Raw genomic sequence first — 24,937 nt, 5'->3', positions numbered from 1 at the left:
CCGGCGCCTTCCTTCCGGCAAGGAATCTTCCCCGGATTGTTCCTTCCTGTAGATTCACCGGCTAGATCCACCGCCTGAAGCGCCGGTTGGCTATGTTCACTCTGTGTTGCTGTGCCCACTGGAGGAACGACTGCATCGCTTCATCCTTCTGCGGCTCCGCGAACCGGAAACAGCAGGCGATGGGGACGATCCTGCGTCCCCAGGGCACAATTCCGATCTCGGGCCGATACGAGCCTTGGATCCTCACCTCTCCGATCTCCCCTGCCCCCAGTACCTTGCCGCGCAGAAGCAGCCGGTCTCCCTCGATGACGAGATCCTCCGGCCGCTTCAGCAGACGGATGATCGAATACAGGATTATGCCGCCGGCCATTAGCAAGAAGGCCGTCTTCACGATCCCAAATCCCCACTGCCCCTTTGCCATATCTTCCGGCAGATCTCTTGCCAGAATCAGAACGAGGGCGCCCATCGAGAAGATGAGCTTCAGGCGGGAAGGATCTTTCATTAGAAGCCTGGTGCTGTGCCCGTTCGTATTCATAGGGAATCTCCTCCTTGGAGCCGGCGATCCATAAGTCCAGATACAGGACAGAACCCGTGCCCTATTGCGCCTCCAGCCGCAGCTTAAGCTGCCGGTTCCGGTATTCCAGGAACCGGGTCATGTACCCCTGAAGAACCAGGCGCTCGGCTATCCAGCCTGCCGGCCCGAACGGCGCTGCGAAGATCAGCGTATCCCGCATTATCGTCCCGCCGGCGCCAAGCGGTATGAACTCGTGTTCGTGCCGCATGCTGCGGAATGCGCCGCTGATCATTTCGTCCACGAAACGGACAGGCCTGACGAACTCGACCACCCGGGAGGTCAGACGCTGTCTGATCCCAAAGTGCACGGCCTCGAACGTCACCGTCTCTCCCGCTCCGATCATACCCGTCGTTCTCCCAGCTACCGCCCGTTCCCTGGTATGCTTCCATACAGTCTGGGTATGAATCTCGATATTCCTTGCCGCGTCAAAGCAAGCCTCCACCCCTGCGTTGAAAACCGTTTCAGTAGAAGTAGTGATCATCCTGATGCTCCTTGGCCCCCCAAGTTTATTCATATCCTATATATTTAATAAGATTAACTATTAATAGAGTTACCTTTTAAGTGCACCCAATGGGATATCATCGGACCCTATATCGGAAATGCCTAAAGGCTTGCCTCTTACCTTAGCGTCAGCAGATCCCCCCGTAAGGCGAAGGACAGCGGTTTCCCTTTCCCCTGCGGGTTCCAGCCGAGCGGGATCGCCTGCCGGATGCAGGATTCCACATCTTTGGGCGTAATGATTCGCGCCTCGTCCGATACGGTACCGAGGGTGCCGCTCCCCCGTGGGCCTGCACCTGCGGGGCCTGCATGCACTTCGATCCGCTGCCCCTGGCCGCTGCCATGTTCTATGATCACCATCATCTGACCGCTGTTCACAGAAACAATCCACCGGTATGTTTCTCCGGCAACGATGAGGGTCCTCGACCCTTTTTTGCTGATCGCTATCCTTCATTCCTCCTGCTGCTTATACTCGGCTGCTGCATCGTACGGTTAGAAGCCGATGCTCCGCTCCAGCATCTGCCGCACTTCTTCCTCAGGCCTAGCCATCCGGGCAGCCATGGATTCGACCACGGATTCCTCGAACACGATTTCCCCGCTGAATCGGGCGCATTCGGTATAGCATGCTAAGGCATCTTCCCACGCCAGTGTTGCCATAAGTTCCACAGGCGCCGCCTCGATCCCCAGGAACCTGCCGCAGAATTCAGCTGCCGCCTGCTTTATCACCTGCTCATCCACACCTTCCGCAGGATGCCACAGTTCAATGGATCTCGGCTTCCTACCGGAGAGATTAAGCGGTAGATTAGCATAGGGAAGCTCTTCCCTGTCCACATCGTCCGCCCTGCTGTAATAGTAATGATACCGGATCGCATCGTCATCCAGAAAAGCTTCGATCTCCTGTACGTATTCCTCCTCGGATGAATCTTGGGCCAGCTCCTCTATCCCCGCTCTCAGATACGATTTACAGCAAATACAAAAATAGGCTATCTGTTCACGTTCGTCGTCCCGCTTCCTATAGATGCGAATATCTTCCCACTCCCAAAGGGGAGTCAGTCCATAGATTCCCCACCAAAAATTAGCGGAGGTCACTTCGACTTGGATTGATTCCCATTCATCAGCCGGAACTGCCAGAGCCTGCTTGTTACCGTTCATACCCGCCCCCTGCTTCCTTGTTCCACTTCGCTTTATTGATTTGCTCTTTGTGCCGGAAGCAGGTCTCGAGATCAATCTCATACACATTAGCAAGTGCGGCAATATAGTAGAGAACATCGTAAAGCTCCTCTTCGATCGTGCCTTTGATGGTGCCCGTATCCGCTTCTCGCTTGTCCTTCCGGATGGCCTCAGCCAACTCTCCGGTTTCTTCGATCAGCTTCAAGTAATACGCCGTCTTAAGATGCGGCTGATGGTCCGTTCGCCGAATGTACTCCTGCAATCCCTTTAAGGTCAAGACTTCTTGCAAAACGGCTTCCTCCGCTCTACTATAACTACACCCGATGCTTCCCGCCGAACCGTTCCCCATGGCCGCTGCCCCTAACCGTCCACGGAGGGTTCAAGCGGATCGCAGCCTGTTCGTCCCCCGCATCCGGCCGCAGTTCTTCTTTCCCTGACGCAGGCCATGTGAGGATCAACGTGTCACCCCAAGCCTCCCACAAGATGCGCGGGTTACTCCGCCGTTCCGCCGCCGGGCCTCTTCGGAGCAGTACGATACGCTGTTTCTCCGGGAGCTGCCGGGATACCTCCTCTTCGGTTTCTCCAAAGTCAATATGAATACCTGCGTATGTTCCTTGCTGGCCGGTGCCCTGGTAGATCCGGTCATGGGCACTCCTCATAAAATCCTGATGCGCTTTCGTGTCTCTCCAGAGCCCGAAAAGGTATGCCCGCTCCGGATCCTCCTCCACCCAGCCGCCGCACTGGTACATGAACCCGTTCAATTCCCTCAAGGGGTGCCATGCCCGCTGTGCCTTATCGAAGGGCTCTCTCCAGTGCTGCGGCACTTCACAGCGTATCGCTTTGATCAGCATACTTTCTCCCCCAGCACCGTTATACGATAAGAATGGGTTTCTACTTTTGCTTACATCCTATGAATTCTTATCGGCACTATTTATTTTTTGGAGCTCCTCGTAGATTTTTCTCAGATAAGTCGTGATCGTCACCAAACTCATGAAAATGAAGCCCAGCATAATGAAGGTAACGACCTCCCCGGTAAAGACAGAGGCGCCGGCTAACAAGACCGCAAACAAAACGTACCCGATATTCGAAAAGAACATATCCATATCCCCCTCCGATCTGCTCACTCTTTCTATCATACCAGAATTGGTTATTTGTGTTAAATATTCAAGGCGCATTCGGCACAAAAAAGGACAGCCGAGCTGCCCTTTTCTCTCTTACATTTCTACTTTACTCTTACATTTCTACTTTACCCTTATACTCGACGGCAAAGCTGACCACAAGGACCGCTAAGGCGTCTCGAACAACACGCGCCCGGTTTGCGACAGGTCGTAACCCCGGATCGGACTCAGCTCACTTCGGAACGCCTCGGATTGAAGGATTTCCTTCACCTGCGCGATCCAGGGCAGGTTCTCCGGTTTCTTCAACATCACAAGGTCCACTCTCTCCTGCACAAGCGGGATAAAATCGACACCGCCGACCATATAGGCCGCCTTTTCGGTTCCGACTCCGACATCAGCTTCCCCCGTAGCCACTTTGCCGGCAACGCCCATGTGGTTCGACTCTTCCTGCCCATACCCGTCCAACCGCTGGGCGGATATGCCATGGAGCCGCAGCTGCTCATCGAGAAGCACGCGGGCGCCGGAGCCTTTCTCGCGGTTGATCATCCGCAGTCCGGGCTGCCCGAGGTCCGTCCAGCCGCGGATGTGCCGGGGATTCCCCTGCCTGATATACAGGCCGGCCGAGCGCGAGACGAGGCTGACTACGACATAGGCGAAGCCCGTCAGCAGCCTGCGGATATGCGGCAGGTTGTACTCGCCGGTATCCCCGTCGAGCAGATGCGTACTGACGATGTCCGCTTCCCCCCGGTACATGGCAATCAGGCTGTCCATACTGCCTACATAGGCTCGAAGCGGCCGGTAGCCCGCCACACCACGCTCCATATGCTTGGCCAGAATGTCCAGAGAGATATCTTGGCCCGTGATGACTAACGAGTCCTTGACTGAGGACACCGCTGACGCCGGTCGTACCGCAGCGGTTTCGGACGGTTCCCTGGGAGGCGCGGGAGTCAGAGTGCCTTTGGAGCGGACTTTGTAAGCTTCCAGGTCCGAAGCATCGACACGCATTTGTTTGCCGACCCGATAGGCGGGGAGCTCCCCCTTTTTGATTAAATCATACACCGTCAGCTTGGAGATTTTGAGCAGCTTCGCAATTTCTTCGGTCGTATACGATATGTCAATGGTCATTGCTTTCCTCCATAGGGGCTCACCCCTAGTGCATTCTCCTCTATCATAAGCGGAGGAAAGACGGATTTCAATGCTGTATCTTTACAGAATATGGAGCGTTATATATAATTGCCTATAACCAAACCATACTAATCATAACAAGATAGATAGATGCATGCATAGTTTAGATAGAAAAATACATAGATGCATAGTACGGAAGGAGTCTCTTTGATGTTATCCGGCAGATACAGCAAGGTCCTATTCAGTCTCACGGTCTCAGCGCTCGTATTCACCGGGTGTGCCTCCCCCCGGGAACCGGCTGGGTCCGGCACCACACCTTCACAGGCCGCACGGGCCTCTGCCCCGGCGGCTGACGTAGAACTCACAGTCTCCGCAGCGGCCAGCTTGACCGTCCCCCTCCGGGAGATTCAGAAGAACTACGAATCGAAGCACAGCGGAATCCGGCTGATCTTCAACTTCGGCGCGTCGGGGGCGCTGCAGCAGCAGATCGAGCAAGGGGCGCCGGCTGACCTGTTCCTCTCGGCGTCAGCCAAGAATATGAAGGCACTGGTCGACAAGCAGTATATCGACGACTCACAGCACACGAGCCTATTGCGTGGCGAGCTCGTTGTCGTCGTGCCGGCAGACGGCGGGTCCGACGTCCACACCATGGAGGATTTGAACGCAGATGCGGTCAAGCATCTGGCCGTAGGCGAGCCGCAGACCGTCCCGGCCGGGGGCTATGCCAAGGAGGCGCTGGTGAAGGCGAAGGCATGGGACACGCTGCAGCCGAAGATCTTGCAGGGCAAAGATGTGCGGCAAGTGCTGACCTATGTGGAATCCGGGAATGCCGAGGCCGGTTTTGTGTACCGGACCGATGCGCTCGCATCCACGCGGGTCAAAGTCGCTTTCAGCGTCGATCCCGCCTCTTACACGCCGATCGAATACCCCGCAGGCATCGTTAAAGCCACCAAGCACAGCAGTGAGGCGAACGACTTCTATACGTATCTTCAGAGCAAGGAAGCATACGATGTGTTCATCAAATACGGATTCAAGGTTCCGGAGTAAGGATGGCTGCTATGAACTGGGCTGACTTCGTTTCGCCCATTGCCCTGTCACTGAAAGTAGCGGTCGTATCGAGCGGGATCGTACTCTGGCTCGGCGGCTGGGCAGCCTGGGGGATGTCAAGGCGCAATTTTGCAGGAAAAATAGGGGTCGAAACCGCCTTTCTCCTGCCTCTTGTGCTTCCTCCAACCGTCGTGGGTTTCATCCTGCTCGTGCTGCTTGGCAAGAAAAGCTGGATCGGTTCCTTGATGGAAACCTGGTTTCACCAGTCCATCCTGTTCACTTGGGGGGCTGCCGTGATCGCTTCAGCAGTGGTGGCATTCCCCTTGGTGTACCAAACGATGAAGACCGGCTTCGGGTCCGTCAACCCGGACTTCGAAGAAGCCGCGAGGTCTTCGGGCGCAAGTGAATGGCAGGTGCTCTGGTACATCACCTTGCCGCTGGCCCGCCGCTCCGTCCTCTCCGCTTATATTCTGGGATTTGCCCGGGGCTTGGGGGAGTTCGGCGCGACCCTGATGATCGCAGGCAACATCCCGCGGCATACCCAGACGCTGCCTACCGCCATCTATATTGCGGTGGAATCCGGCGACCTGACCTTGGCATGGTACTGGGCCGGAGCCATCATCGCGATCTCCTTCGGCCTGCTGCTCATCGCGGGCCGCAAGGTGAATTGAACGTTAGGCGGACGAAGCCGGCCCCCGGACAGTGAACCTGCGCCTGTACTCGCCCGGGGTACGGCCTACGCATTGTGTTGAACACCGTTGGGGGGAGGGATACAGGAACGTTCGTCCTTCAAAACCGGCGCCCAGGTGTAATAGACAGCATCCCCCTATCCGTCACATGCCCTCCCCCGCGCGATCTCCTGCACCGTCTCCCCCTGCAGCCGCAGACGCCGCCTTCGCTTCCTCCTCACGATCAGACCACAAAAAGAACGCAGCCCTCCATGGGTCTGCGTTCTCCTTCTCTTGCCTTATCGCTTCAGCCAAGCCATACGTCCCGGAACCGGCTCGATATCCTCCGCCTCCAGTTGCTCCCGCCCGCCGACATGCGGGGATACGGTATATGCCCGCATCCGCTCCGGCGCATAGGGCTGGAGCAGGCTCTGCAGGAAGTCTGTCTGCCCGTCGCGGGCCGGATCCAGCCATTCATCCATCGCGGCATCATCGAGGATCACTGGCATCCGCTCGTCGTACTCGAACACAAGGCGGTTGGCGCGGGTCATCATGACGGTGCAGGTCCGGTATTCCTTGCCGCGGGTATCCTTCCATACCTCATACAACCCCGCCATCCCGAACAGTCCGCCTTCCTTCAGCATCACACGCAGCGGTTTGCGCTTCTTCTTCACTGTCTTCCATACATAGAAGCCGTTGGAAGGGATGATGCAGCGCTGCCGCGCGAACAGCTTGCGGTACGCAGGCTTCTCATGGACAGCGGAGCTGTCGGCGTTCACCGCATCCTTGCCCCAGAACGGGACCAGGCCCCAGCGGTATTCTTCCAGCATCCGTTCGCCCTTGTGGGGGATAATCACGGAGACCTGCTCGGTCGGCGCAATATGAAAGCGCGGCGTATAAGCAGAGCGGACCTGCCGGATCCCGAACCGCTCCGACACCTCCTGCAGCGGGGAGGAAAGACTGAATCGTTCGCACATGAAGTAAGCACCTCGATCTTTTTAGTTCCAGTATCTTCATGTGCGAAGATTTTATGCGGAGAACATTTACAGTTCCGTCCCCTGCAGGGTGAAACGGTACGCGTACGTACGGTTGGCGAACAGCGTATATTCCGGGTGTGTCTTAGAGCCCCAGCTGTCGTCGCCGCCTACGCCCATCTGCTTGTAGTTGATACGCAGCACGGTCCGGCTGCTCTCCGGCAGCTTGTAGACGTGGTCGTTCTCTTCGAGCTCGGCCGGCGTGTAAGGCAGCGCGTTCAGCTCCAGTTCCGGTATGCCGGCAATGCGCAGGCCGATGCCCGCCTCATTCGTGACGGTCGCATAGCGGACGCCCGTCTTGTTGCCGCACTCCTGCGGGCGCAGGTAAGGCACGAACTGGTCCGCCACCCGCCCACGGTACAGGCCGAGGCGCGCTCCGGCGCTGCGGTCCCAGTAGTTCTCGTGCGGGCCGCGGCCATACCAGGCCAGCTCGCCGAAGCTGCCGTCCATGACGAGCATCGTCCCGATCTCCGGAATTTCCGGCAGATCGGCTCCCGGCGACAGCTCGAGCCCTACCTCGACCTCGCCATCCGGTCTCACGGTGTAGGTGACCATGCAGGCAGAGCCCTCTCCGCCTGTCGGCAGGAGGTACGCCGCCCGGATGTGCGCCACACTTCCGCGCAGCTCCGCATGGAGCCCCGTCAGCGTGCGCTCGGCACCCGCCGTACGCCACACCGCGCTGCGTTCGTGAAGCTTGTTGCCTTTGTCGTTGTCGGTGTAGGCGCGCCAGAAGTTCGGCGCGAGCCCTCCGCTCAGCAGCTCCGTCCCCTGGAAGCGGTAGGAGAACAAGCTCCCGGTACGCTTGTCGAAGGCAAGCCGGAAGCTCCCGCCGGACACGGCGATCTCCTCGCCGGTCTCATCGAGCGCCAGCGGAGCCGGTGTGCCTGCAGCAGGCTTCGCTGCTCCTTCGGCAGCCGCCGCCACAGGCAGCCGGAACTGCCCGAAGGCCACTTCGTGACCCGCTTCAGCCCAAGAGGCGGACTCCTTCAGCACCAGTGCGATGTTCAGCAGATACTCCTCGGTACGGGGCGCCTCCTTCGGCAGCTCGACTGGCACCGCGATCTCTCCGGTCTCGAGCGGCGCGAGCTGGAGTGCAATCTCGCCCTCCTGCACCGGAGTGCCACTGCGCAGCACCTGATACACGCAGCGGTATTCGTCCAGATCCGTGAACAGGAAGCCGTTATGCACGGTGACGCGGCCCTCCTGCAGATCCGCCGCTTCGAAGCGGACATTCTGGTAGCAGGCTTTCACCTCATGGATCTTCGGCGAAACGGTACGGTCCGCGAAGATCAGGCCATTGCCGCAGAAGTTGCCGTCGTGCAGCGGCTCGCCGAAGTCCCCGCCGTAGGCGAAATACTCCGTGCCGTCCTCAGTCTTCGTCCGGATCGACTGGTCGATCCAGTCCCAGATGAACCCGCCCTGCAGCACGGGATACTTGTCGGTAAGGTCCGTGTACTTCTTCAGGTTGCCGCAGGAATTGCCCATCGCGTGGCTGTATTCGCACAGGATGAACGGCTTCTTCGGCCACTGCAGCGCGTACTCTTCGACCCGGTCCGGGCGCGTGTACATGTGGCTCTCCATATCGGAAGCCGCTTCGGAAGCCCGCCAGTGGAAGACGCCTTCGTAGTGTACAAGCCGAGAAGGATCCGCTGCTTTGAGGAAGTCGTGCATCTTGATGAAGTTATCTCCGCCGAACGATTCGTTCCCGAGCGACCAGATGATGACCGCCGGGTGGTTCTTGTCGCGCTGCAGCATCGAATTCGCCCGGTCGAGCACCGCCCCCGTCCACTCCGGTTTGCTGCCCGGGACGGTATCCCCTTCAGTCGTCTGCCCGTATTCCCACGATCCGTGGGTCTCGAGGTTCGTCTCGTCGATGACATACAAGCCGTACTCGTCGCACAGGTCGTACCACAGCGGATGATTCGGATAGTGCGAGGTCCGCACCGCGTTGATGTTGTGGCGCTTCATGAGCAGGATATCCTGCAGCATGTCCTCTGCCGTTACGGCGCGCCCCCGGTCGCAGGAGAATTCATGGCGGTTCACGCCCTTGAAGACGATCCGCTGCCCGTTGATCTTCATCAGACCATCCTCCAGCGCGAAGCGGCGGAAGCCTACCCGGCACGACACCGTCTCGAGCAGCCCTCCATTATCTCCGCGGAGGCTCAGGACCAGCGTGTACAGATTCGGCTGCTCCGCGCTCCACAGGAGCGGGGCCTGCACTTCGCCTGTGAGGTGCAGCCCCTTCTCGGCAGCACCGTCCAGCCGCTCTTCCACCCGCAGCGGCTCGCCCCATACGGGCTGCTGCGCCGCATCATACAGCTGCGCTTCCACAACGGCCTGCCCTTGGTAAGCCGAAGCGTAGTTGACGAGCGTCGCCTCGATCGAGAGGCGGGCGGACGTGTAATCTTCGCTGAGCTGCGGGACGGCGAAGAAATCGTAGAGATGCGCCGCCGGCGTCGAATACAGATACACGTCGCGGAAGATTCCGCTCATCCGCCAAAAATCCTGGTCCTCCAGCCAGCTCGCGTCGCACCAGCGGTACACCTCGACCGCGAGCCGGTTCTCGCCCGGCACGAGGTACGGCGTCAGGTCGAACTCGGCCGGCGTGAACGTATCCTCGCTGTAACCGACGAGGTCCCCGTTCACCCACACATAGAAGGCCGACTCGACGCCCTGGAACGATATGTACACCGGCTCGTCTTTCCATTCCTCCGGAATGTCGAAGGTGCGCACGTACGAACCGACCGGATTGTACTTCGTCGGCGCGAACGGCGCCTTGAGCTCTTCCGTCTTCTCCCACGGGTAGCGGATGTTCGTGTACTGCGGATAATCGTAGCCTTGCAGCTGCCAGTGGGACGGCACCGGGATCGTATCCCACGAGGAGACATCATAGTCCGTGCGGTAAAAATCCGCAACCCGCTTCTCCGGATTCTCCGCGAAGCTGAACTTCCACTCGCCGTTCAGCGAGCGGTACCGTCTCGCTTCCGTCCGCTTCCCGGCCAGCGCTTCTTCCACCGTATCATAGGGCATCAATATCGCATGCGCTTTCATCCGGTTAATTTCATATACGTCAGGATTGTTGTTCCACTCCGGATAACCGTTCGCAGGAGGGGTATAATCCAATTTTTTTAACATGTCGGGCACCTCGCAGAATTGACGTGAGGAACCTGCTCTGGGACAGATTCCTTGATAGACCCTATTGTATAAGATCCTGACGCGGAAGAAAATGAGAAGATTTGAACCCGGATAGGAGAATATTCACATGAAGTCTTCTACTGTCACCCGGCCGCTCGCATATCCGGTGACGATACGGTGCGCCCGCCGCACGAACAATCCGTTCTCCACGACGCCCGGGATGAGGTTCAGCCGCTGCTCGAGGTCCGCCGCATCCGCGATGGATCCGAACCGGCAGTCCGCTATGAGGTTGCCGTTATCCGTACGGAAGAGCCCGCCGCCGTCCTGCCTGCGGAGCTCCGGTTCGCCCCCCAGCTCCTTCAGGCTGCGCAGCGTCAAGTTCTCTGCGAACGGCACGATCTCCACCGGCAGGGGGAACGCGCCGAGCCGCTCGACCCGTTTCGACTCGTCGACAATGACGATCATCCGGCGGCTGTGGTACGCCAGGATTTTCTCCCGCAGCAAGGCTCCGCCTCCCCCTTTGATGAGCGACCCGTTACCGTCTGCCTCATCCGCCCCGTCGATCGTCACATCGATCTCCCCGATCCCCTCGAAGGCAGCGAGCGGGATGCCCCACTCCCGCGCCAGTTCCTCGGAGTGCTTCGATGAAGAGACGGCCTGGATCCGCAGCCCCTCCTTCACCCGCTCCGCTATCCGCCGGATCGCAAAGTAGGCGGTAGACCCCGTGCCGAGACCGACCAGCATCCCGTCTTCGATCGATTCCACCGCTTTCTCTGCGGCAAGCTGTTTGGGATTCATGATGGTGTTCCTCCTTCGGATTATCGTATATAGGGTGTGGCGGCCTGTCCGCCTCTCATTCCAGATTATACTAAATCCGCGAGCGGGATTCGATAGGAATGAACTATCGAAACGGAGCCGGCAGTGAAGAGCAGATCAACGCCATGTAACACCGCCCATGTGAATACGCCAACCGGGATATCCAGAGGCTGAAAAAAGCTTCTCCCCACAAGGTCAACCAGCATGTCAATCGCGCCGCCAAGTAATACAGAGACAGGCAGGACACTCTCGAAGCCCGAACCCACCAGCTTGCCGGCCATATGCGGTGCGATCCGTCCGACAAATCCGCCCCCGCCAGCCGCGGTAATGGTCGAACCGGACAAAGCCGCACGGATGAACAGCAAAATCATGCGTGGTTCGTTCTTTATTCCACCATTCCTGCTTGTAGGGCGTGGCCGAGCTGACGCACGCCCTGCTACCATTGGCGAAGGACGATGATATCAGATGAAGCTAAGAACGGTTGTACCCATGTACACGACGATGGACCCGGATTGTACGATCGTTACATTCATGGACTGCATCGCAGATATGCCTTGCTCCGCCGGAATCCGGGAGAGCGATGTCATGATGAAGACGGAGAAGGCGAAGAAAATGCCCGTCAGCAAGCCCGGATCCCAAAGCGGACGCAAAGGTTAGATACTAGAGCAGTTATTGATCGCGGTTCCCCCCCGAGTGTCTGGTGATTTCGCCGATGATCCTGTCCCAATCATCGCGATGAAGCTCATGTCCCGTTCCTTCCAAGGTTACCAGCGCTGCTCCGGGAATGGACGCGGCAAGCGCGACCCCATGCGCATAAGGAATAATGGGATCTTCCGTGCCGTGAATCACCAGGGACGGGACGGCAATGTCGCCGGTCCGCGTCAGGTAGGATTCTCCGCCTGTCACCATGCCATGGTTGTTCATGCTCGCCATATTACGGCTTCGCTTGACCTCTGCCGCCGCCAAATCATATATTCGCTGCTCTTCGAACGAATGTCTCGAACCCGCGAGGACTTTCCATTTCCCCACTGTAAAGGCAATAACCGCATCATCGTTCGTCCAATCGATTGCCGCTGCTTCGGTAAAATACGCCATAACCTTATCTTCCATGGGCGGAAGATCGGGGGCAAAATTCGAAGTCGCCAGAAGCGTCACGGTAAGCACCCTTGCCGGATGCCGCAGGGCCAAAATTTGCGTCAGCATGCCGCCCATCGAGATGCCGACGATGTGCGCCTTCTCGGTTCCGAATCGGTCGAGGACGCGAATCGCGTCATCCGCCATATCCTCGAAGGTGTACCCCGGATTGCCCACCTCATAGGTGGCAGATCGGCCAACATCGCGGTTATCGTAGCGGATGACATACCGACCTTGCGCTGCGAGTCTCTCGCAGAATTCCTCATCCCACCACACCATGGATGCTTGAGCCCCCATGATCAACAGGATGGCCGGATGCTGCGGGTTGCCGAAGCTTTCGGCGCATAGTTCGATTCCATCCATCGTAAACAGTCGTTCGTTCATTCTATATCTCTCCCATCGTTAGATAACATAAAAAACACAGGCCGGCAGCCTGTGTTCATAGCAATCGATAGAAAATAGAATGGACGCATGACGAATCGCCGAGTACATAGGCCTCAAGAAAGACACATGTAAATCAACCGAAGTCGATTCATCGTCGGATCGTAAGCGAGCATCATCATTCTGTCGGGTACCGTGAAGGCATACCATTCTTCGATTACTATGCACACGAGAAGGCCGCAAAGTGAAGGCCAAAAAACTCTATTCTTACTGTGCAATGGTTTACCGAAAAATTAGTTTGCCACACGAACCCCTCCGTCCAAATGAAAGTATCTGTATATTAACATCTATTTTCTTGTTCTGTCAATCGTTGGGTTGGATTTACAAAGCCATAGTGAAAAGCGACACTTCATCTTAGATAAATTCGTCGAAATAGATGTTCTCGAGCATCGAGCATCGGGTCACCGTTCATTCTTCCTATGGCCGCCCCATCATTCATATAAATGAAAGCATCATAGTTTACGGTTTTGTTTGTAAAAGGGGTGATCTGTCCATGTTCTTCCGTCAGAGGTTCATCGATTCCGCAGGTTCCTGATACCAAAAAAGGGAATAGTCATTCATGGTGGAAGCGTGGCCAAGCTGACGCAGCATGGTAGAAATATTGCCCCTATGATAGGTCCCGTGATTGACGACTTGCAGCACAATTTCCGATAAGCGTGTAAGGCGGATGCCGGCGAATGGATTGTCAAGCAGAAGGGGTTGCTCCAGATCGGCTTGGCTTCGGAACCATTCTCTGTATTGTTCCGATAACAGGGCAAAGCTATTGGCGTATTCATCCACAGTATCCAGAATGCTCGCGTTGAGCGGCATGCAGGCTTGCAGCGCCTCTCCCATACCCGTGCCTGCTAAAACCAGATACCACATCTTATCCACCGCATACATATGGCTAAGGGCATGGGCGATGGTGGGAAAGGAACTGTTCACTTCTTGACTCAGTACAGAGGACGGGAGTTCCTTGATTCTTCCCAGGATCGTCCGGTTGGCCCATGTGTGGTATGTAAACATTTCTACGGGGTGGTTTTGGTTTTTCATTTGTGTCGTCTCCTTTTGGTTATTCATGGATTTGTTTTTGTTTCTGTTGTGATTATAAAAAAAGAAGTATGACAACAGTCTGTCATACTTCTTCATATAGTTTGAGTGTATTTTGAAGCTGTTCTTTCAAGAGGCTTCGCAGTGCAGGGGGTTCAAGGACTTCGGCACCGCTGCCAAAACTCAGCAAAATGGACCACAGCCAACGTGCTTCCAATGGCCTGTAAACAGGGATTCGCATCGTCATACTTCCATCGGCATGAAATTGCTTATCAACCTGGTGAAACTGATCCATCGCTCCGGCCAAAGCCTCAGGTCCCACCCGGATTACTACTTCCTCCACCTGATCTTGCCATGCCCCGGTTAAAAAACCAGCCTCTTTCGGTACCTTGTGATGTGGCTGAAAGGTATCCTGGGTCAGGGACAAATTCATCATCCGGGATAGCCGGAACTCCCGATAATTCCGACGTGTCCGGCAATAACCGAATAGGTACCAATTGCTGTATTTAAAATGAAGCCTCACCGGTTCCGTTTCACGGGTGGTGCGTTCATTCTTTGTATTGATGTAATCGAAACGGACGACATTTCGCTCCGTTATGGCCGTGCGTAAATGAGGAAGCGCGTCGGGTTCCGTACGGCGGGTTTCGAGGTCCACCGCAAGACCCGGGGTCTGATGCTCCGTTCCAATCGTTTGCAGCCGTTCAATGGTTCCCTGCGCTCGCTCGTCTTCAAACACGGAAGAGAGGCTTCTGAGCACAGTAATCAGGGAAGCGACATCATATGAACCAAGCAAGCTTTTATCCATTTTATATCCGTCCATCATGCCATAGCCGCCGTTCATCCCCTGATACGATATGACCGGGAAGCCAGCGGCACAGATGATATCGATATCCCTATAGATGGTGCGTGTGGAAACCTGATACTCTTCAGCCAGCATGGAGGCAGATAAAACTTCGTGGTTCAACAGCTTGTAGATCATCGAGATCAATCGTTCCAATTTCATAGCTATCCCCGCCCGCTCCTCCATATCGTATTGCAGGTCATTATTATAACAGATTTGTTCAGGCTGTCAGGCGCTTACAATGATACTGATTGATCGGAGCGAAAAGCTACCACATTCTAGCCCCCTAACGACAGCATCTGGACACGGCCATCTCCTATGATCCAAAGACATGCGGGTCCGGGTCCGCACAAGAAAAAAACACAGACCCGGCGGCAGATGAGCCCTTCCGGATCTGTGTCTTCCTTTACTCCTCAAACTTCAACTGCGCTAATGTGCGGTACAGCATGACCGCTGCCTGCCCGCGGTCCGCCGAGGCATCAGGCTGGAAGGTGCCGTCCTCGAAGCCTTGAATCACCCCAAGCTTCACCTGTACGCCGACAGCGTCGGCAGCCCAGTCTGCAATGGCCGCCCGGTCGCCGAACGGGGCAAGGATGCCCTCCTGCTCACTTGCGCCGACAGCGGCAGATTCACCGGCGTAAGCCATGGCCCGCTGCAGCATGACGGCCAGCTCTTGCCGGGTAACCGGCAGCTGGGCGCGGAATGTGCCATCTCGGCTCTGCAAGTCGTGCTCATCTCCACGAATTCCATCCTATACGCGGCCCCCCCAGCCTGTTCCTTCTCTTAATATGGATCGATTCCCGCTTCTGAATAGAGACCCATCCCACGCCACAACCGCCATCCTACCGGACGACATGCTTGCCGCCTTTTCCTATTATATCCTTGCGCCGGTAGATGCCGAGAACCAACCCAATGACCGCCATCTCGATCATCATGCAGCTCGTATCTGCACTGAAGAAGGGAGGCGAAATCCCGATGATCGGCAGCCAGCCGAATGTCATCAGGATGCTGTACCCGAACTGAACGGCCAGCATGGCGGTCAAGCCGGCACTCACCGCCCTTCCGTACGGATCGGAGACCCGGGTTGGCACCGAACCCATGCTGGATAAGAGCAGGATGACCGCTGCAATCAGGAAGGCCCCGCTCCACCAGCCGAACGAATGGATGAGATAAGCCAAGACCGACTCCTGGCTGAGCCCGGGCAGTTTCTGGCCCAGGTTCCCTACGCCATGGCCCCACCATCCGGCCGATTCGATAGCCTCTTTCATTTCCATTATTTGGTAAGATCCGTCTTTGTTATGAGCATTGGGATTCATAAAGACATCCAGCCTGTGCAAGATCTGCTCTCTTTTGTCCAGTACCCACATCGCCAAACCTGCGGACAGTCCCAAGCCCCCGCAGGTTTGCAGCGCCGCCAGGGTATGTCTGCCCGTCACCATGGCGCATACCAACGTATAACCGGACAAGTACACGAGAAGGCCCAGAAACCAATGAAACTTCACAAAGAACAGGAGTGGAACCAGCACATAGAAACAAGTCGACTTCAGCCAAACCCCCCGTCTCCTGGTCCGCCAAGCCCGAAGATTCCCTGCCGCCGAAAGAATTAATAAGCAGCTGACGATCATCCAATCGAGCAAGAAAGGGCTCATAGGAATAACCCTTCTTCCCGCCATATCCAGATAACCCCATAAGCATGCGAACATAGCAACTAAGGCTAGGGAGTACAGGCCGCCCGGCCAATCTTCCAGCTTCCGGTAATCGAAGAAGTAGAGACCGAGCAGTGCCCCCATACCGGATGCGGCGCCTGCGATCCTGTGTTCCAGCAGCACACCGTACCCCACAGCTGCGTCTACCGCATACATAGAGATCACGCCGAGCAGGACAAGAAGCAGCACGCCGGCAAGCAGCCCTGCATGCAGCCGGGGCCTGTGGATGCGGTGCAGATTCCATCCTACCTCGGCCGGATCTCCCATCTGTCTTACCGCCCAGCGGACGGCCTCCTCCCTGGCACAGCCTTCCGCTTCTTTCTCCTCAGCGAGTTCCTCGATATGACTTGCGAGCTCCTGCCGGATCTCCCTATGTACTTCCCGCGCACGTATCTTCGAGCATACTTGGTTAAGGTAGCTACGTACCTCCTCCTGATCCCAGATCATACCCGCCCCTCCCCCAAGACTCTATCTACAGAACGGCGGAAGAGCACCCACTCCGCTTTCTTCTCCTTCAGCTGTCCCCGGCCCTTGTCCGTCATCCGGTAATACTTGCGTCTGCGCCCCTCCACCTCCTGCCAATACGCTTCGACCCACTGCTCGCTCTCCATACTGTGCAGGATCGGATACAACGTTCCTTCCTTGAGCATGAACGTTCCGCCGGAGCGGCGTTCCAGTTCTTTGATCAGCTCGTAGCCGTATAGATCCTTCCCTTCGAGCAGGGTCAGCACCATGGTCGTCGTACTGCCCTTCAATAATTCCTTGTTCACCGGTGTCATGGGTCACCTCCTTTCCGTTAGCTTAATGCATTGTCATCCTATGCATCGGATATCTATGCTATAGATTACAATATTTTTCCATATGTGTAAACACAAAAAACGTCCCGCCCAGTTCACTGCCTGAGAGGAACGCTTCTACTGCTGCCGGTTGGACGTCAAGCCGGAATTCCCGGCGAGCTGTCCCCTTCGGCGCAGCAGGTTGAGCAGCTGGGATTCAGCCTTGTCCCTGCCCCTGCCATTCAGCATGCACCGGAAGACAAAATAGGGACCCAACCGCATCATGCGGTTAGGTCCCTAAGTTATGCCAATAGGAGGAATCAGCCAACCTTGCCTTCGCAGCTTCCCTAGGACTAACGGAGCGAGCGTCCGCTGAGCTGCTGCTCTGCAATTTGAACGAGACGGCGTGTGATGTGTCCGCCGATTGCGCCCGTATCGCGCGTTGCCATGTAACCGTAGTAACCGTCTTGCGGGATTTGAATTCCAAGCTCCTGCGCAACCTCGTATTTCAGCTGATCCAATGCTTGCTGTGCCTGCTGAACAACCAGGGTGTTGCTGCTTCTTCTGTTAGCCATGAAAATCATCCCTTTCTGGTGGTGTAAAGCTAGTATGTCATGGTCTTTGATATCGTATTCACTTTCGAAACTCCATTTTTCATGTTTTTTTCAAATGCCCGGCTTGAGCCTCCCTTAAGAGAGTCTGCGGCGTTCCCAGCGGGCAGTCCTCTACCGTTCCTAGATTGTTGTTTTTACTTGAAAGAACGGGAGCGATCCAGTACAGTAACGGTACGCGGAAACCCTCCACGAATCATGGAACAAAGAACGGAGACCTATCCTGATGAAAGCTGCTCCCCTTACACTTCGCCATCCCAAGCAGGAAGACGCACAAGCCGTCTGCGATCTCGTGATCGCCTGCGATATCGAAGATTTTGGCACGCCCGACTTTGATCTCGGCGAGCTGCTCGACATGTGGGCAGGCTTGGATCTGGGGCACAATGTCTGGATCGCCGAGCGAGACGGCGGCACCCTCGCCGGCTATGCATTCCTCGAAGAAGACAGCGACGAGAAGCTGTTCTCCTGCGGCTTCATTCACCCGTCGGCCCGAGGCACAGGCGTCGGCTCAGCCCTCTTGGATGCTGTCGAGCAGCGGGCAAGAATGCTCTCCGCCGCATCGGGCCAGCGTAAACGGCTCCAGAACGTCATTCCCACACAGCGTCAAGATGCCGCTGACTTGGTCAGCTCGCGCGGATTCGTCCCCGTCCGTTATTTCAAAAGGCTCGGCATCCGCATGGAATCGGCTCCACAGCTGCCGGATGTGCCGCAAGGCATCACACTGAATCCATTCGCTCCGGACCGCGATGAGCGCGAGGTCTATGAGGCTTACATCGAATCGTTCGCCGACCACTGGGACTTTGCTGCCCCTGCATACGACGCATGGTTGGAGAAGACGCGCCTGCCCTCTTTCTCTCCCGCATGGTGGATCATCGCCCGCGGAGAGAATCGCGAAGTCGCCGGGTTCGCACTTGGCCGCATGCGGGAGGACACGCTCTACATCAACCAGATCGGCGTGCGGAGCGCATACCGGGGAAGAGGACTCGGCAGCGCCCTGCTGCAGCAAGCGTTCCATAGCTCCTACGCCGCGGGTCAACCATCTGTCTCTCTCGGTGTCGATGCCTCGAACACGACTGGGGCTTACCGGCTCTATGAGAAGGCAGGCATGAAATCCGTGTACGAAATTACGATCTTCGAAAAGGTGATCGAGGGGTAATACGGGGCGAATACAGATCAGGCCGGCTTCTCCCTTTGGGAAAATCCGGCCTGTCGTATGGATCCTTGCTTGAGCGCAGACTGTATCAGACAATCCTTCACTCCGGCAGCGGCTTCTCCGGCACCCATACCGTACCGCTGAAGCTGGGAATATGGTACCAGTCCACGCCCTGCGGCGAAGTCCACTTCTCGAACGCCTGTGCCGTCTGCTCGCTGAACGACCCTTGCCTGTGGCTGACTTCCCCGCTCAGCGGGAACGAATACGCCTGTGTCTCCGGGCCCAGCCTGACCGTCTCCGTCGTAGCCTTAATGCCGATCGGCCGTTCCAAGAAAGCCCGGTCGAGGTTGACCCACTTCCACCCCTCCGGGGTCTCGATATGCACCCAGCCGTTGTCCACTTCATCCGCCGCATAACTACCCGGCTGAAGCCACAGCTGCGGCTCTGCTCCCGGCACCCCCGGCGAATCGAACAGCCTAACGGCCGTGTGGATGTTCACTTGCTGGTGATCCAGCTTGAATTCCCTCTGTTTGGCATGGCTTGTGTTCTCGATCTGGACCCACTTCAGGCTGCCATCCGCACGTTGGAACTTGTACCAGATCACAATCTCAGTCTTGACAGTGAAAATAGAGAAGGCTACAGGCTGGACGACACCCGCGGGTGCCTGCTCCCCCCTACCCGCGGCGGCATGCGGATAATCATAGAGCGGTTCGTCACCGCTCAGCTGAAGCAGCGTATCCGTAGGGAGCTCTTTGATGTCCTCGGGAATGAAGGGATCCAAGATCCACCGGTCCCCCATCCAGCTCGTGGGCACACGGTACCAAGTGCCGCTCCCCTCCAGCATGCCGCGGCCCGAACGGACCCACTTGTGCATATAGTGCACCGCACCGGTCACACGAATCTTCTGCGGCGCGAGACTTTGCCCAGTTCCCGGCGGCAGCTCGGACGGCGCATAGAAACCGGAGCCTACCGGCCTATCGTACAGCATCGTATCCGAGTCCAGTGTGATCTCGCGGTCCAATTCCTCGTAGCTGCCGTACACCACTCTCGCGTCATCTTCAATCCATTTCTTGCCGAGCCAGGTCTGCACAGGGATGTATTCCTTCCCCCCGGACTTCTTGCCGCAATCCCACTCCTGAGGTTCGCAGGCCAGCTTCACCACTTGAATCCCTGCTATCGATCCGGCTATGGAATCCGGCTTACGGTAATCGTGCAGCAGATTCGTCTGTGCCGTCACGACGACTTGGTCTGTCTTCATGGCGTCCAGCGCCTCGGCCCTGCCGCCGGCAAGCACAAGTCCGGCGAGCAGCACACCTGTCAAGGCCGCTATTCTTGTTCCGTTGATGGCCAGCGCCTCCTTCCCGTTTTCATTACAGACGCCGGAGATCCGGGGGAAGTTGCGTTCTCTATTATGATCCGGAGCTGCAGTTCTGTACGGTCGGCGGGACTATACAATACTCACCGCCTGCCGTTTCACACTATATCCGCCTAGGTTACCGTCAGCTTCAGCTTCCGCCCTCCCGTGACTACGAATCCTTCCCTCTCGTAGAACGCGAGGGAACGCTCGAACGCCGGCAGCGGAGGCGTGCACACTTCCAGACGCTTCCACCCTGACTCCGCGGCATACGCGGCGGCAGCTTCCAGCAGCCTCCGGCCCAGTCCATGAGAGCGGTCCGCCGGGCGGACGTACAGTTCTTGGATGATGCCGAAGCGACCGCCGGCATAGAGCGAAGCGCTTCCGTGCAGCGAGAGGAAGCCCGCCGGCTCGCCACTTGCCTCCTGCAGAGCGAGCCACACGCGATACTCGCCTCCCGCAAGCAGCGTGCGGGACAGCTCCACCGGATCCGCTTCACCGAAGGCGGTCGTCGTTCCACCCGAACGCTCCACAATCTCGCGGATCAGCGCTTCGAATAATACGGCGACCGCATCGGCATCCGCCGCTGTCGCTTGCTTTATGAAGTACATGGATATCCCACCTTTTTCAGTAGATAGCTACATGATATATAACCAACCCGTTCGTCCCATCTCAATGAGATGTACCCGTAATAGGGTGCGGATTCTCGTTTAATAACTTAGTAAGAATAACAATTTGGCCGGTATGATAACTATAATGTTCGCAGACTTGGATCAGAATGGTTTCAATGGTTTTGGAATAATAGGACTGTTCTTCAAACCGGGGACGCGCCACCATGCTATTCCAATCATCGCTTGAATAATGAATGCTGACGACTTTTTCAAGACTGGTTTCCGACAGATGTTCGAGAACTTGGGATGATTGCAGCCTGACATTGTGGAGCAGTTCTAATAATTCATTTCCCGACCTTCCATTGTTTTCAGTGAATTCACGCGTTCTTGTTCGTACAAAGGGCATACCACCCATGCCGCTCACCAAATGCTGATATTCGTTTCCTGCAAGGTGAAGACATAAGTTGCCAATGCTATTCATACTTGGTTTGAATTTATTCCAGATTTGCTCTTCAGACAATAAGCTTACACATGTTTCTATTCTTTGCAGTTGTTTGTTCATTTCGTTTTGAATAATAACGGGCAAGTTCATTCAACGACCTTCTTTCCCTTTTGAAAATATCAAATTCAATTCAATAATTATACACTATAGTGAATTTTTATTCAAAATAGTGAGTACCTGCTTGATACATCCATACAACAAAAAAAACCGCGATGTACGCGATTCTTCAATGACTGTATGTTCTTTCTCTCCGGCAGCGCTTCGCCCTATCCTCATCTGCGGAGGCGGGGTCGTTAGGCGGTATGGTAATCACCCTATTTACCGTTAGGAAGACTTGGTGCAGCTCTAGGCCTCAGGACAGCTCTTTGATTTGTGACTGTGATCACAACACTGCCTCCTTCATGCATTTATAATGAAATCATAAGCACAAAGGAGGCACACCCACATGACCATCTACTATTCCTTTTTGGTACTCATCGGGATTATCAGCGTGATCGCTACGCTCAAGGTGGCAGGCTCCACGGAGAACACCGAGGAGAATGATAACTATACCAAGCAGACCAAGGGCAACCTTCTCCGCTTGTCCTATTTGAACATCCTCTCGCTTGGGGTCTGGGTCGTCTACATGGTCATTTACCTCATCGTCAGCTAAACTTGCCGGCTTCTATGTAAGTATGTCTCGACCTCCGACAATGGGCCCCTCGCCAAACTCTGGCAGAGCGGGCCCTCACGCTGTACTCGCCTTGCGCGCGCAGCGTACGGCACAGCTCCGCTTCCTCGAAGTTGACGGCCCCCCCCCCGAACGCTAAACCAGCGGATCGGATCTGCTTCGAAGAGCAGTGCAACCGCTGCGGCGTCCGACGCTGACGCTTGCTTCGCGATATACAGGACTCTACCCACGCTTCCGCAGATAGTTAATGACACTAACGAATTTCTCAGCCGAGACTTTCTTTGAACCACTCTATCATGCGGCGTCTCTGACAGATCTGCCTGTGTCCAGGCCTAGCCGGCAGGCAGCTGCCCCGTCCAGCCGGTATCCGCCTTCTCCGGCTCCGGAGGGGCCAAGGGATTCACGCTCCACAGGCCGGCCAGACGAACGACATCTTCTTCGGTTGGCCGCATGCGGACGTCGTCGTCTTCCTCCCCTTCTTCCAGGGAACTCCCGTAACTCAGTCCCAGCTCCCGCTCCTCAGCGGTCCGCTCACCGATATCCAGTACGGTCTCCTCCGATTCCCCTGCATACGCGTACCCCCTCACCAGCTCACCTCCTGTGGCCTGCGCCCAAGCATGGTATTCGACTACCCGGTGCGTAGCGTAATAGTGGGCTTCGCCGAAGTCGCGGCTGAGGCGCTGCAGCAGGCTCGTGACGCTGTATGGCTCCCCTTGTGGGCTGCTCAGGTCGGGAAGCGACCATCCTACCACGAGGATCCAGCCGCGGAGGGGCGGCGTCACGAAGACGCCGGTAAAATCCGATGCACGGCGGAGGCCGCTGTTCCAGTTGCATGGGAGTGCCTCCCGAAGGTCGAACGCTTCCGCTACGGCCTGTGTATCCGTGCTCCGTACCGCATACCACTGCGATTTGTAACCGAAGGGGACCGGTACGTCCGGGGAAGCGTCAACCGCAGAGGCATCCTCCGGAGGATGTATGCGCAGCCTCGCCCCTTCCTTCTTTCGGCCGTTCCGGCCCAGCAGCAGCCATACCGCCGCAATGGCGATTAGAATGATCAGGTAGATCAAGCGCATCGTCTCCTTCGCGTGGGGACGCCCGCATGGGGCATCCCATTCGTCTCTTCTCCCTCCATTGTATTCTAGCCCTGCCGCCAAATGTCCTTTGCCTGACCCCGACAAGGATGCCGCCGCCCGAACGCCACGCAAAAAAAGAAGCGCTCTGCGCTTTTAGCAAAAGGCTATATTTAAGAATAGGGTTGTTCATATGAATAATGCTTAAGCACCTGAAGGTTTTTGTTGAATCGGTTATGTAATTACAATTCTTTTTTACATTTTACCATGATAAATGCAAATGGAGCTTTATTTTCCACATGCTTATGCGGCTCCACAATTTCCGAATATTCCATCAGTCCATAGTTTCCAAATTCTTGTCTTATCGAGTCAGCATCATAAAAAAACATGCTTATCCCTTCCATGATCTCGAAATAGTCTTTATCAAGTTGTTTGCCCTTTCCAAACATGGGGGCTTCTTTGGAAATCGCAGTAAAAATCATATATCCGTTTGGTTTTAACTGATTATAGCAATCTCTAATAAACTTCTCCCTCTCCCGATGATTCAATAAGTGAATAAGAGCATAACAAAATATACCGTCATACCGTTTGTTATCAAAAGGCATATCCGTTACGGAACCATGAAAAACACGCATATTCAGCCCTTTTTGCCTTGCCATATCCATCGCTGTTTTGGAAATCTCAATCCCAGTTACATGGATTCCGTTGTCAATAAAAACCTTTGCATTTCTGCCATATCCAATACCGGGTATCAATATATCCTTCACTTTCTTTTCAAGGAAAAAGTCCTTTGTCACGATAGCTGAGTCTGAAGGTTCCCATCCCCACATCTGTTGATTTTCTATAAAACTTGATTCCCAAAATTCGGTCATCCCTCGATCTCCTTTTGTGTTTTTTTCAAAGCGAACAACAGTGGCTGCGGCTATGCGGACATACAGACCTTGCCCTACGTTTTTGCTCCCCGATCTCATCCGTCACACGTACAGGAACAGTATGCCCTGTAATGCGGGATTGCTGGAATTGAAGGAGTTCACGCTTGCTGCTGCTATCCAAGGCAGAAGCATTGCACAGCCTGCAAAAAAGAGAAGCACTTTTAGCGCCTTTACCCAAAAAAAGAGAAGCACTCTCAGCGCTTTTTCCAAAAAAAAAGAGAAGCACTTTCAGCGCTTTTTCCAAAAAAAAGAGAAGCACTCTCAGCGCTTCTCCCTGGCCGCCGGCATTCGCCGTTCGCTACTCCAGCGGCTGTCCTTCTTTATAGTACAGCGCCCGGGTCAGGAGGATAAAAAAGATATGGACATGGTTGTGTCCATACTCTTTCAACATGGCGTCGAGCCGGGCGGCAATGTCGTTATGAATCGCCTGGTCTCTCGGGAACATGAGGATCTCCACGGATAAGGGGCTGTTCAAGATCGGCTCCACAGGCAGAAGCTCGATCTTCACGATCTCCTGCGGGACTTTCACGATATGGGCGAATTCCTCCACTACAAGCGGAGCAAGCTGTTCGACATCCCCTCGGGGGAAGCCTTTGAAACGTAAATACGGCACGGTTATCCCTTCATTTCGTCGGTGTTGTGTGGCAAGAGGCGCCGCACCGGGCAGGAGCTCCGATCTCTCTGCCGTGCGACAGCGCTCTACCCATTCTACGCCTACGGGGTTCGAAGCGCAACGCTCTGGAGTACTGCTCCCCGGAATAGGCCCCGAGCAGTTGGGGAAAGCTGGAGAGGAATGCGTACCATGATATTCCAAGTGGCCTCCCCAAGGAGGATGACATTGGGTATACGCACCCCGCAGCCCCGGGAGACGTGTCTCCCTCGGGACGACCTTCACCGGAGAGGAAGCGACCAAGATGAGCGT

30 protein-coding genes are annotated in these 24,937 nt (G+C 55.9%); 5 read left to right on the top strand and 25 right to left on the bottom strand.

Going from position 1 to position 24,937, the window contains the following annotated elements; all coding sequences use genetic code 11:
* Positions 1-61: 61 nt before the first annotated feature.
* The 8 genes from O9H32_RS20190 to O9H32_RS20155 form a co-directional block, all read right to left on the bottom strand.
* On the bottom strand, positions 62-535 hold the full coding sequence (locus O9H32_RS20190; protein ID WP_269867938.1) for a hypothetical protein: 474 nt from the start codon (positions 533-535) through the stop codon (positions 62-64).
* Positions 536-596: 61 nt separating this feature from the next.
* Complete coding sequence (locus O9H32_RS20185; RefSeq protein ID WP_269867937.1) at positions 597-1,055, bottom strand: SRPBCC family protein; 459 nt, start codon at positions 1,053-1,055, stop codon at positions 597-599.
* A gap of 137 nt (positions 1,056-1,192) precedes the next feature.
* A complete protein-coding gene (locus tag O9H32_RS20180) occupies positions 1,193-1,450 on the bottom strand; it encodes a hypothetical protein (RefSeq protein WP_269867936.1) in 258 nt (85 codons plus the stop codon).
* A gap of 114 nt (positions 1,451-1,564) precedes the next feature.
* Entirely contained in the window at positions 1,565-2,224 is a 660-nt protein-coding gene (locus tag O9H32_RS20175) for a hypothetical protein (RefSeq protein ID WP_269867935.1), read from the bottom strand.
* On the bottom strand, positions 2,214-2,504 hold the full coding sequence (locus O9H32_RS20170) for a MazG nucleotide pyrophosphohydrolase domain-containing protein (RefSeq protein WP_269867934.1): 291 nt from the start codon (positions 2,502-2,504) through the stop codon (positions 2,214-2,216). The genes O9H32_RS20175 and O9H32_RS20170 overlap by 11 nt, the downstream gene beginning before the upstream one ends.
* Positions 2,505-2,556: 52 nt before the next feature.
* Complete coding sequence (locus O9H32_RS20165; RefSeq protein WP_269867933.1) at positions 2,557-3,093, bottom strand: DUF4937 domain-containing protein; 537 nt, start codon at positions 3,091-3,093, stop codon at positions 2,557-2,559.
* Between the two features lie 57 nt (positions 3,094-3,150).
* Positions 3,151-3,339 (bottom strand): hypothetical protein, encoded by a 189-nt coding sequence (locus tag O9H32_RS20160; protein ID WP_269867932.1) that lies wholly within the window; start codon positions 3,337-3,339, stop codon positions 3,151-3,153.
* A gap of 189 nt (positions 3,340-3,528) precedes the next feature.
* On the bottom strand, positions 3,529-4,485 hold the full coding sequence (locus O9H32_RS20155) for a helix-turn-helix transcriptional regulator (RefSeq protein WP_269867931.1): 957 nt from the start codon (positions 4,483-4,485) through the stop codon (positions 3,529-3,531).
* 210 nt (positions 4,486-4,695) lie between these two features.
* Here O9H32_RS20155 and modA point away from each other — a divergent pair, with 210 nt between their 5' ends.
* Both modA and modB read left to right on the top strand, forming a co-directional pair.
* Entirely contained in the window at positions 4,696-5,532 is an 837-nt protein-coding gene (gene modA, locus O9H32_RS20150; RefSeq protein ID WP_269867930.1) for a molybdate ABC transporter substrate-binding protein, read from the top strand.
* A 2-nt stretch (positions 5,533-5,534) separates the two neighbouring features.
* Positions 5,535-6,203 carry a molybdate ABC transporter permease subunit gene (modB, locus tag O9H32_RS20145; RefSeq protein ID WP_269867929.1) on the top strand — a complete coding sequence of 223 codons (669 nt, stop codon included), beginning with the start codon at positions 5,535-5,537 and terminating at the stop codon, positions 6,201-6,203.
* 296 nt (positions 6,204-6,499) lie between these two features.
* Here modB and O9H32_RS20140 read toward each other — a convergent pair whose 3' ends face one another.
* The 4 genes from O9H32_RS20140 to O9H32_RS20125 form a co-directional block, all read right to left on the bottom strand.
* Positions 6,500-7,177: an SOS response-associated peptidase gene (locus O9H32_RS20140; protein WP_269867928.1), complete on the bottom strand. Its 678-nt coding sequence runs from the start codon at positions 7,175-7,177 to the stop codon at positions 6,500-6,502.
* Positions 7,178-7,243: 66 nt separating this feature from the next.
* Positions 7,244-10,369: a glycoside hydrolase family 2 TIM barrel-domain containing protein gene (locus tag O9H32_RS20135; protein ID WP_269867927.1), complete on the bottom strand. Its 3,126-nt coding sequence runs from the start codon at positions 10,367-10,369 to the stop codon at positions 7,244-7,246.
* A gap of 123 nt (positions 10,370-10,492) precedes the next feature.
* Positions 10,493-11,167, bottom strand: a complete 675-nt coding sequence (gene rpiA, locus O9H32_RS20130; protein WP_269867926.1) for a ribose-5-phosphate isomerase RpiA — start codon at positions 11,165-11,167, stop codon at positions 10,493-10,495.
* Positions 11,168-11,232: 65 nt separating this feature from the next.
* Positions 11,233-11,556, bottom strand: a complete 324-nt coding sequence (locus O9H32_RS20125) for an iron chelate uptake ABC transporter family permease subunit (protein ID WP_269867925.1) — start codon at positions 11,554-11,556, stop codon at positions 11,233-11,235.
* A gap of 94 nt (positions 11,557-11,650) precedes the next feature.
* Here O9H32_RS20125 and O9H32_RS20120 point away from each other — a divergent pair, with 94 nt between their 5' ends.
* Entirely contained in the window at positions 11,651-11,842 is a 192-nt protein-coding gene (locus tag O9H32_RS20120; protein WP_269867924.1) for a hypothetical protein, read from the top strand.
* Positions 11,843-11,854: 12 nt separating this feature from the next.
* On the opposite strand, the gene O9H32_RS20115 is transcribed toward O9H32_RS20120, so the two are convergent.
* From O9H32_RS20115 to O9H32_RS20085, 7 genes are all read right to left on the bottom strand, one after another.
* Positions 11,855-12,703: an alpha/beta fold hydrolase gene (locus O9H32_RS20115; RefSeq protein ID WP_269867923.1), complete on the bottom strand. Its 849-nt coding sequence runs from the start codon at positions 12,701-12,703 to the stop codon at positions 11,855-11,857.
* 561 nt (positions 12,704-13,264) lie between these two features.
* Positions 13,265-13,792 carry a DinB family protein gene (locus O9H32_RS20110; protein ID WP_269867922.1) on the bottom strand — a complete coding sequence of 176 codons (528 nt, stop codon included), beginning with the start codon at positions 13,790-13,792 and terminating at the stop codon, positions 13,265-13,267.
* A gap of 82 nt (positions 13,793-13,874) precedes the next feature.
* Positions 13,875-14,792, bottom strand: coding sequence for a helix-turn-helix transcriptional regulator (locus O9H32_RS20105; RefSeq protein ID WP_269867921.1), 918 nt, complete (start codon positions 14,790-14,792; stop codon positions 13,875-13,877).
* Positions 14,793-15,036: 244 nt separating this feature from the next.
* Positions 15,037-15,354, bottom strand: coding sequence for an S-layer homology domain-containing protein (locus O9H32_RS20100; protein WP_269867920.1), 318 nt, complete (start codon positions 15,352-15,354; stop codon positions 15,037-15,039).
* 118 nt (positions 15,355-15,472) lie between these two features.
* Positions 15,473-16,783, bottom strand: coding sequence for an FtsW/RodA/SpoVE family cell cycle protein (locus O9H32_RS20095; protein WP_269867919.1), 1,311 nt, complete (start codon positions 16,781-16,783; stop codon positions 15,473-15,475).
* Positions 16,780-17,115, bottom strand: a complete 336-nt coding sequence (locus tag O9H32_RS20090; protein ID WP_269867918.1) for a PadR family transcriptional regulator — start codon at positions 17,113-17,115, stop codon at positions 16,780-16,782. Before O9H32_RS20090 ends, O9H32_RS20095 begins: the two co-directional genes overlap by 4 nt.
* Before the next feature lie 350 nt (positions 17,116-17,465).
* Positions 17,466-17,687, bottom strand: coding sequence for an alpha/beta-type small acid-soluble spore protein (locus tag O9H32_RS20085; RefSeq protein WP_269867917.1), 222 nt, complete (start codon positions 17,685-17,687; stop codon positions 17,466-17,468).
* Positions 17,688-17,949: 262 nt separating this feature from the next.
* Here O9H32_RS20085 and O9H32_RS20080 point away from each other — a divergent pair, with 262 nt between their 5' ends.
* Positions 17,950-18,879, top strand: coding sequence for a GNAT family N-acetyltransferase (locus O9H32_RS20080; RefSeq protein ID WP_269867916.1), 930 nt, complete (start codon positions 17,950-17,952; stop codon positions 18,877-18,879).
* Positions 18,880-18,976: 97 nt separating this feature from the next.
* Here the strand turns inward: O9H32_RS20080 and O9H32_RS20075 are convergent, their stop codons facing one another.
* The 3 genes from O9H32_RS20075 to O9H32_RS20065 form a co-directional block, all read right to left on the bottom strand.
* On the bottom strand, positions 18,977-20,197 hold the full coding sequence (locus O9H32_RS20075; protein WP_269867915.1) for a hypothetical protein: 1,221 nt from the start codon (positions 20,195-20,197) through the stop codon (positions 18,977-18,979).
* Positions 20,198-20,364: 167 nt separating this feature from the next.
* Positions 20,365-20,841: a GNAT family N-acetyltransferase gene (locus O9H32_RS20070; protein WP_269867914.1), complete on the bottom strand. Its 477-nt coding sequence runs from the start codon at positions 20,839-20,841 to the stop codon at positions 20,365-20,367.
* 61 nt (positions 20,842-20,902) lie between these two features.
* Positions 20,903-21,433, bottom strand: coding sequence for a DinB family protein (locus tag O9H32_RS20065; protein WP_269867913.1), 531 nt, complete (start codon positions 21,431-21,433; stop codon positions 20,903-20,905).
* Between the two features lie 355 nt (positions 21,434-21,788).
* Between O9H32_RS20065 and O9H32_RS20060 the strand changes: the two genes are divergently transcribed.
* Complete coding sequence (locus tag O9H32_RS20060; protein ID WP_269867912.1) at positions 21,789-21,995, top strand: hypothetical protein; 207 nt, start codon at positions 21,789-21,791, stop codon at positions 21,993-21,995.
* A gap of 350 nt (positions 21,996-22,345) precedes the next feature.
* Here the strand turns inward: O9H32_RS20060 and O9H32_RS20055 are convergent, their stop codons facing one another.
* The 3 genes from O9H32_RS20055 to O9H32_RS20045 all read right to left on the bottom strand — a co-directional run bounded on the left by O9H32_RS20055 (position 22,346) and on the right by O9H32_RS20045 (position 24,628).
* Entirely contained in the window at positions 22,346-23,167 is an 822-nt protein-coding gene (locus O9H32_RS20055) for a hypothetical protein (protein WP_269867911.1), read from the bottom strand.
* Positions 23,168-23,325: 158 nt separating this feature from the next.
* On the bottom strand, positions 23,326-23,955 hold the full coding sequence (locus tag O9H32_RS20050; RefSeq protein ID WP_269867910.1) for a class I SAM-dependent methyltransferase: 630 nt from the start codon (positions 23,953-23,955) through the stop codon (positions 23,326-23,328).
* Between the two features lie 358 nt (positions 23,956-24,313).
* Positions 24,314-24,628: a DUF1904 family protein gene (locus O9H32_RS20045; protein WP_269867909.1), complete on the bottom strand. Its 315-nt coding sequence runs from the start codon at positions 24,626-24,628 to the stop codon at positions 24,314-24,316.
* Positions 24,629-24,937 lie beyond the last annotated feature (309 nt).

The sequence above is a fragment of the Paenibacillus caseinilyticus genome (assembly GCF_027533645.1).
Lineage (GTDB): Bacteria > Bacillota > Bacilli > Paenibacillales > NBRC-103111 > Paenibacillus_G > Paenibacillus_G caseinilyticus.
The sequence above is the reverse complement of the archived record's forward strand: the minus strand, read 5'-3'. Positions and strand labels throughout refer to the sequence as shown.

Excerpts from the sequence above, each read along its gene's own strand:
- O9H32_RS20190 (WP_269867938.1), bottom strand. The coding sequence starts at position 535 with ATGAATACGAACGGGCACAGCACCAGGCTTCTAATGAAAGATCCTTCC.
- O9H32_RS20185 (WP_269867937.1), bottom strand. The coding sequence starts at position 1,055 with ATGATCACTACTTCTACTGAAACGGTTTTCAACGCAGGGGTGGAGGCT.
- O9H32_RS20175 (WP_269867935.1), bottom strand. The coding sequence starts at position 2,224 with ATGAACGGTAACAAGCAGGCTCTGGCAGTTCCGGCTGATGAATGGGAA.
- O9H32_RS20165 (WP_269867933.1), bottom strand. The coding sequence starts at position 3,093 with ATGCTGATCAAAGCGATACGCTGTGAAGTGCCGCAGCACTGGAGAGAG.
- O9H32_RS20160 (WP_269867932.1), bottom strand. The coding sequence starts at position 3,339 with ATGTTCTTTTCGAATATCGGGTACGTTTTGTTTGCGGTCTTGTTAGCC.
- O9H32_RS20155 (WP_269867931.1), bottom strand. The coding sequence starts at position 4,485 with ATGACCATTGACATATCGTATACGACCGAAGAAATTGCGAAGCTGCTC.
- modA (WP_269867930.1), top strand. The coding sequence starts at position 4,696 with ATGTTATCCGGCAGATACAGCAAGGTCCTATTCAGTCTCACGGTCTCA.
- modB (WP_269867929.1), top strand. The coding sequence starts at position 5,535 with ATGGCTGCTATGAACTGGGCTGACTTCGTTTCGCCCATTGCCCTGTCA.
- O9H32_RS20140 (WP_269867928.1), bottom strand. The coding sequence starts at position 7,177 with ATGTGCGAACGATTCAGTCTTTCCTCCCCGCTGCAGGAGGTGTCGGAG.
- O9H32_RS20135 (WP_269867927.1), bottom strand. The coding sequence starts at position 10,369 with ATGTTAAAAAAATTGGATTATACCCCTCCTGCGAACGGTTATCCGGAG.
- rpiA (WP_269867926.1), bottom strand. The coding sequence starts at position 11,167 with ATGAATCCCAAACAGCTTGCCGCAGAGAAAGCGGTGGAATCGATCGAA.
- O9H32_RS20125 (WP_269867925.1), bottom strand. The coding sequence starts at position 11,556 with ATGATTTTGCTGTTCATCCGTGCGGCTTTGTCCGGTTCGACCATTACC.
- O9H32_RS20120 (WP_269867924.1), top strand. The coding sequence starts at position 11,651 with ATGAAGCTAAGAACGGTTGTACCCATGTACACGACGATGGACCCGGAT.
- O9H32_RS20115 (WP_269867923.1), bottom strand. The coding sequence starts at position 12,703 with ATGAACGAACGACTGTTTACGATGGATGGAATCGAACTATGCGCCGAA.
- O9H32_RS20110 (WP_269867922.1), bottom strand. The coding sequence starts at position 13,792 with ATGAAAAACCAAAACCACCCCGTAGAAATGTTTACATACCACACATGG.
- O9H32_RS20105 (WP_269867921.1), bottom strand. The coding sequence starts at position 14,792 with ATGAAATTGGAACGATTGATCTCGATGATCTACAAGCTGTTGAACCAC.
- O9H32_RS20095 (WP_269867919.1), bottom strand. The coding sequence starts at position 16,783 with ATGATCTGGGATCAGGAGGAGGTACGTAGCTACCTTAACCAAGTATGC.
- O9H32_RS20090 (WP_269867918.1), bottom strand. The coding sequence starts at position 17,115 with ATGACACCGGTGAACAAGGAATTATTGAAGGGCAGTACGACGACCATG.
- O9H32_RS20085 (WP_269867917.1), bottom strand. The coding sequence starts at position 17,687 with ATGGCTAACAGAAGAAGCAGCAACACCCTGGTTGTTCAGCAGGCACAG.
- O9H32_RS20080 (WP_269867916.1), top strand. The coding sequence starts at position 17,950 with ATGAAAGCTGCTCCCCTTACACTTCGCCATCCCAAGCAGGAAGACGCA.
- O9H32_RS20070 (WP_269867914.1), bottom strand. The coding sequence starts at position 20,841 with ATGTACTTCATAAAGCAAGCGACAGCGGCGGATGCCGATGCGGTCGCC.
- O9H32_RS20065 (WP_269867913.1), bottom strand. The coding sequence starts at position 21,433 with ATGAACTTGCCCGTTATTATTCAAAACGAAATGAACAAACAACTGCAA.
- O9H32_RS20060 (WP_269867912.1), top strand. The coding sequence starts at position 21,789 with ATGACCATCTACTATTCCTTTTTGGTACTCATCGGGATTATCAGCGTG.
- O9H32_RS20050 (WP_269867910.1), bottom strand. The coding sequence starts at position 23,955 with ATGACCGAATTTTGGGAATCAAGTTTTATAGAAAATCAACAGATGTGG.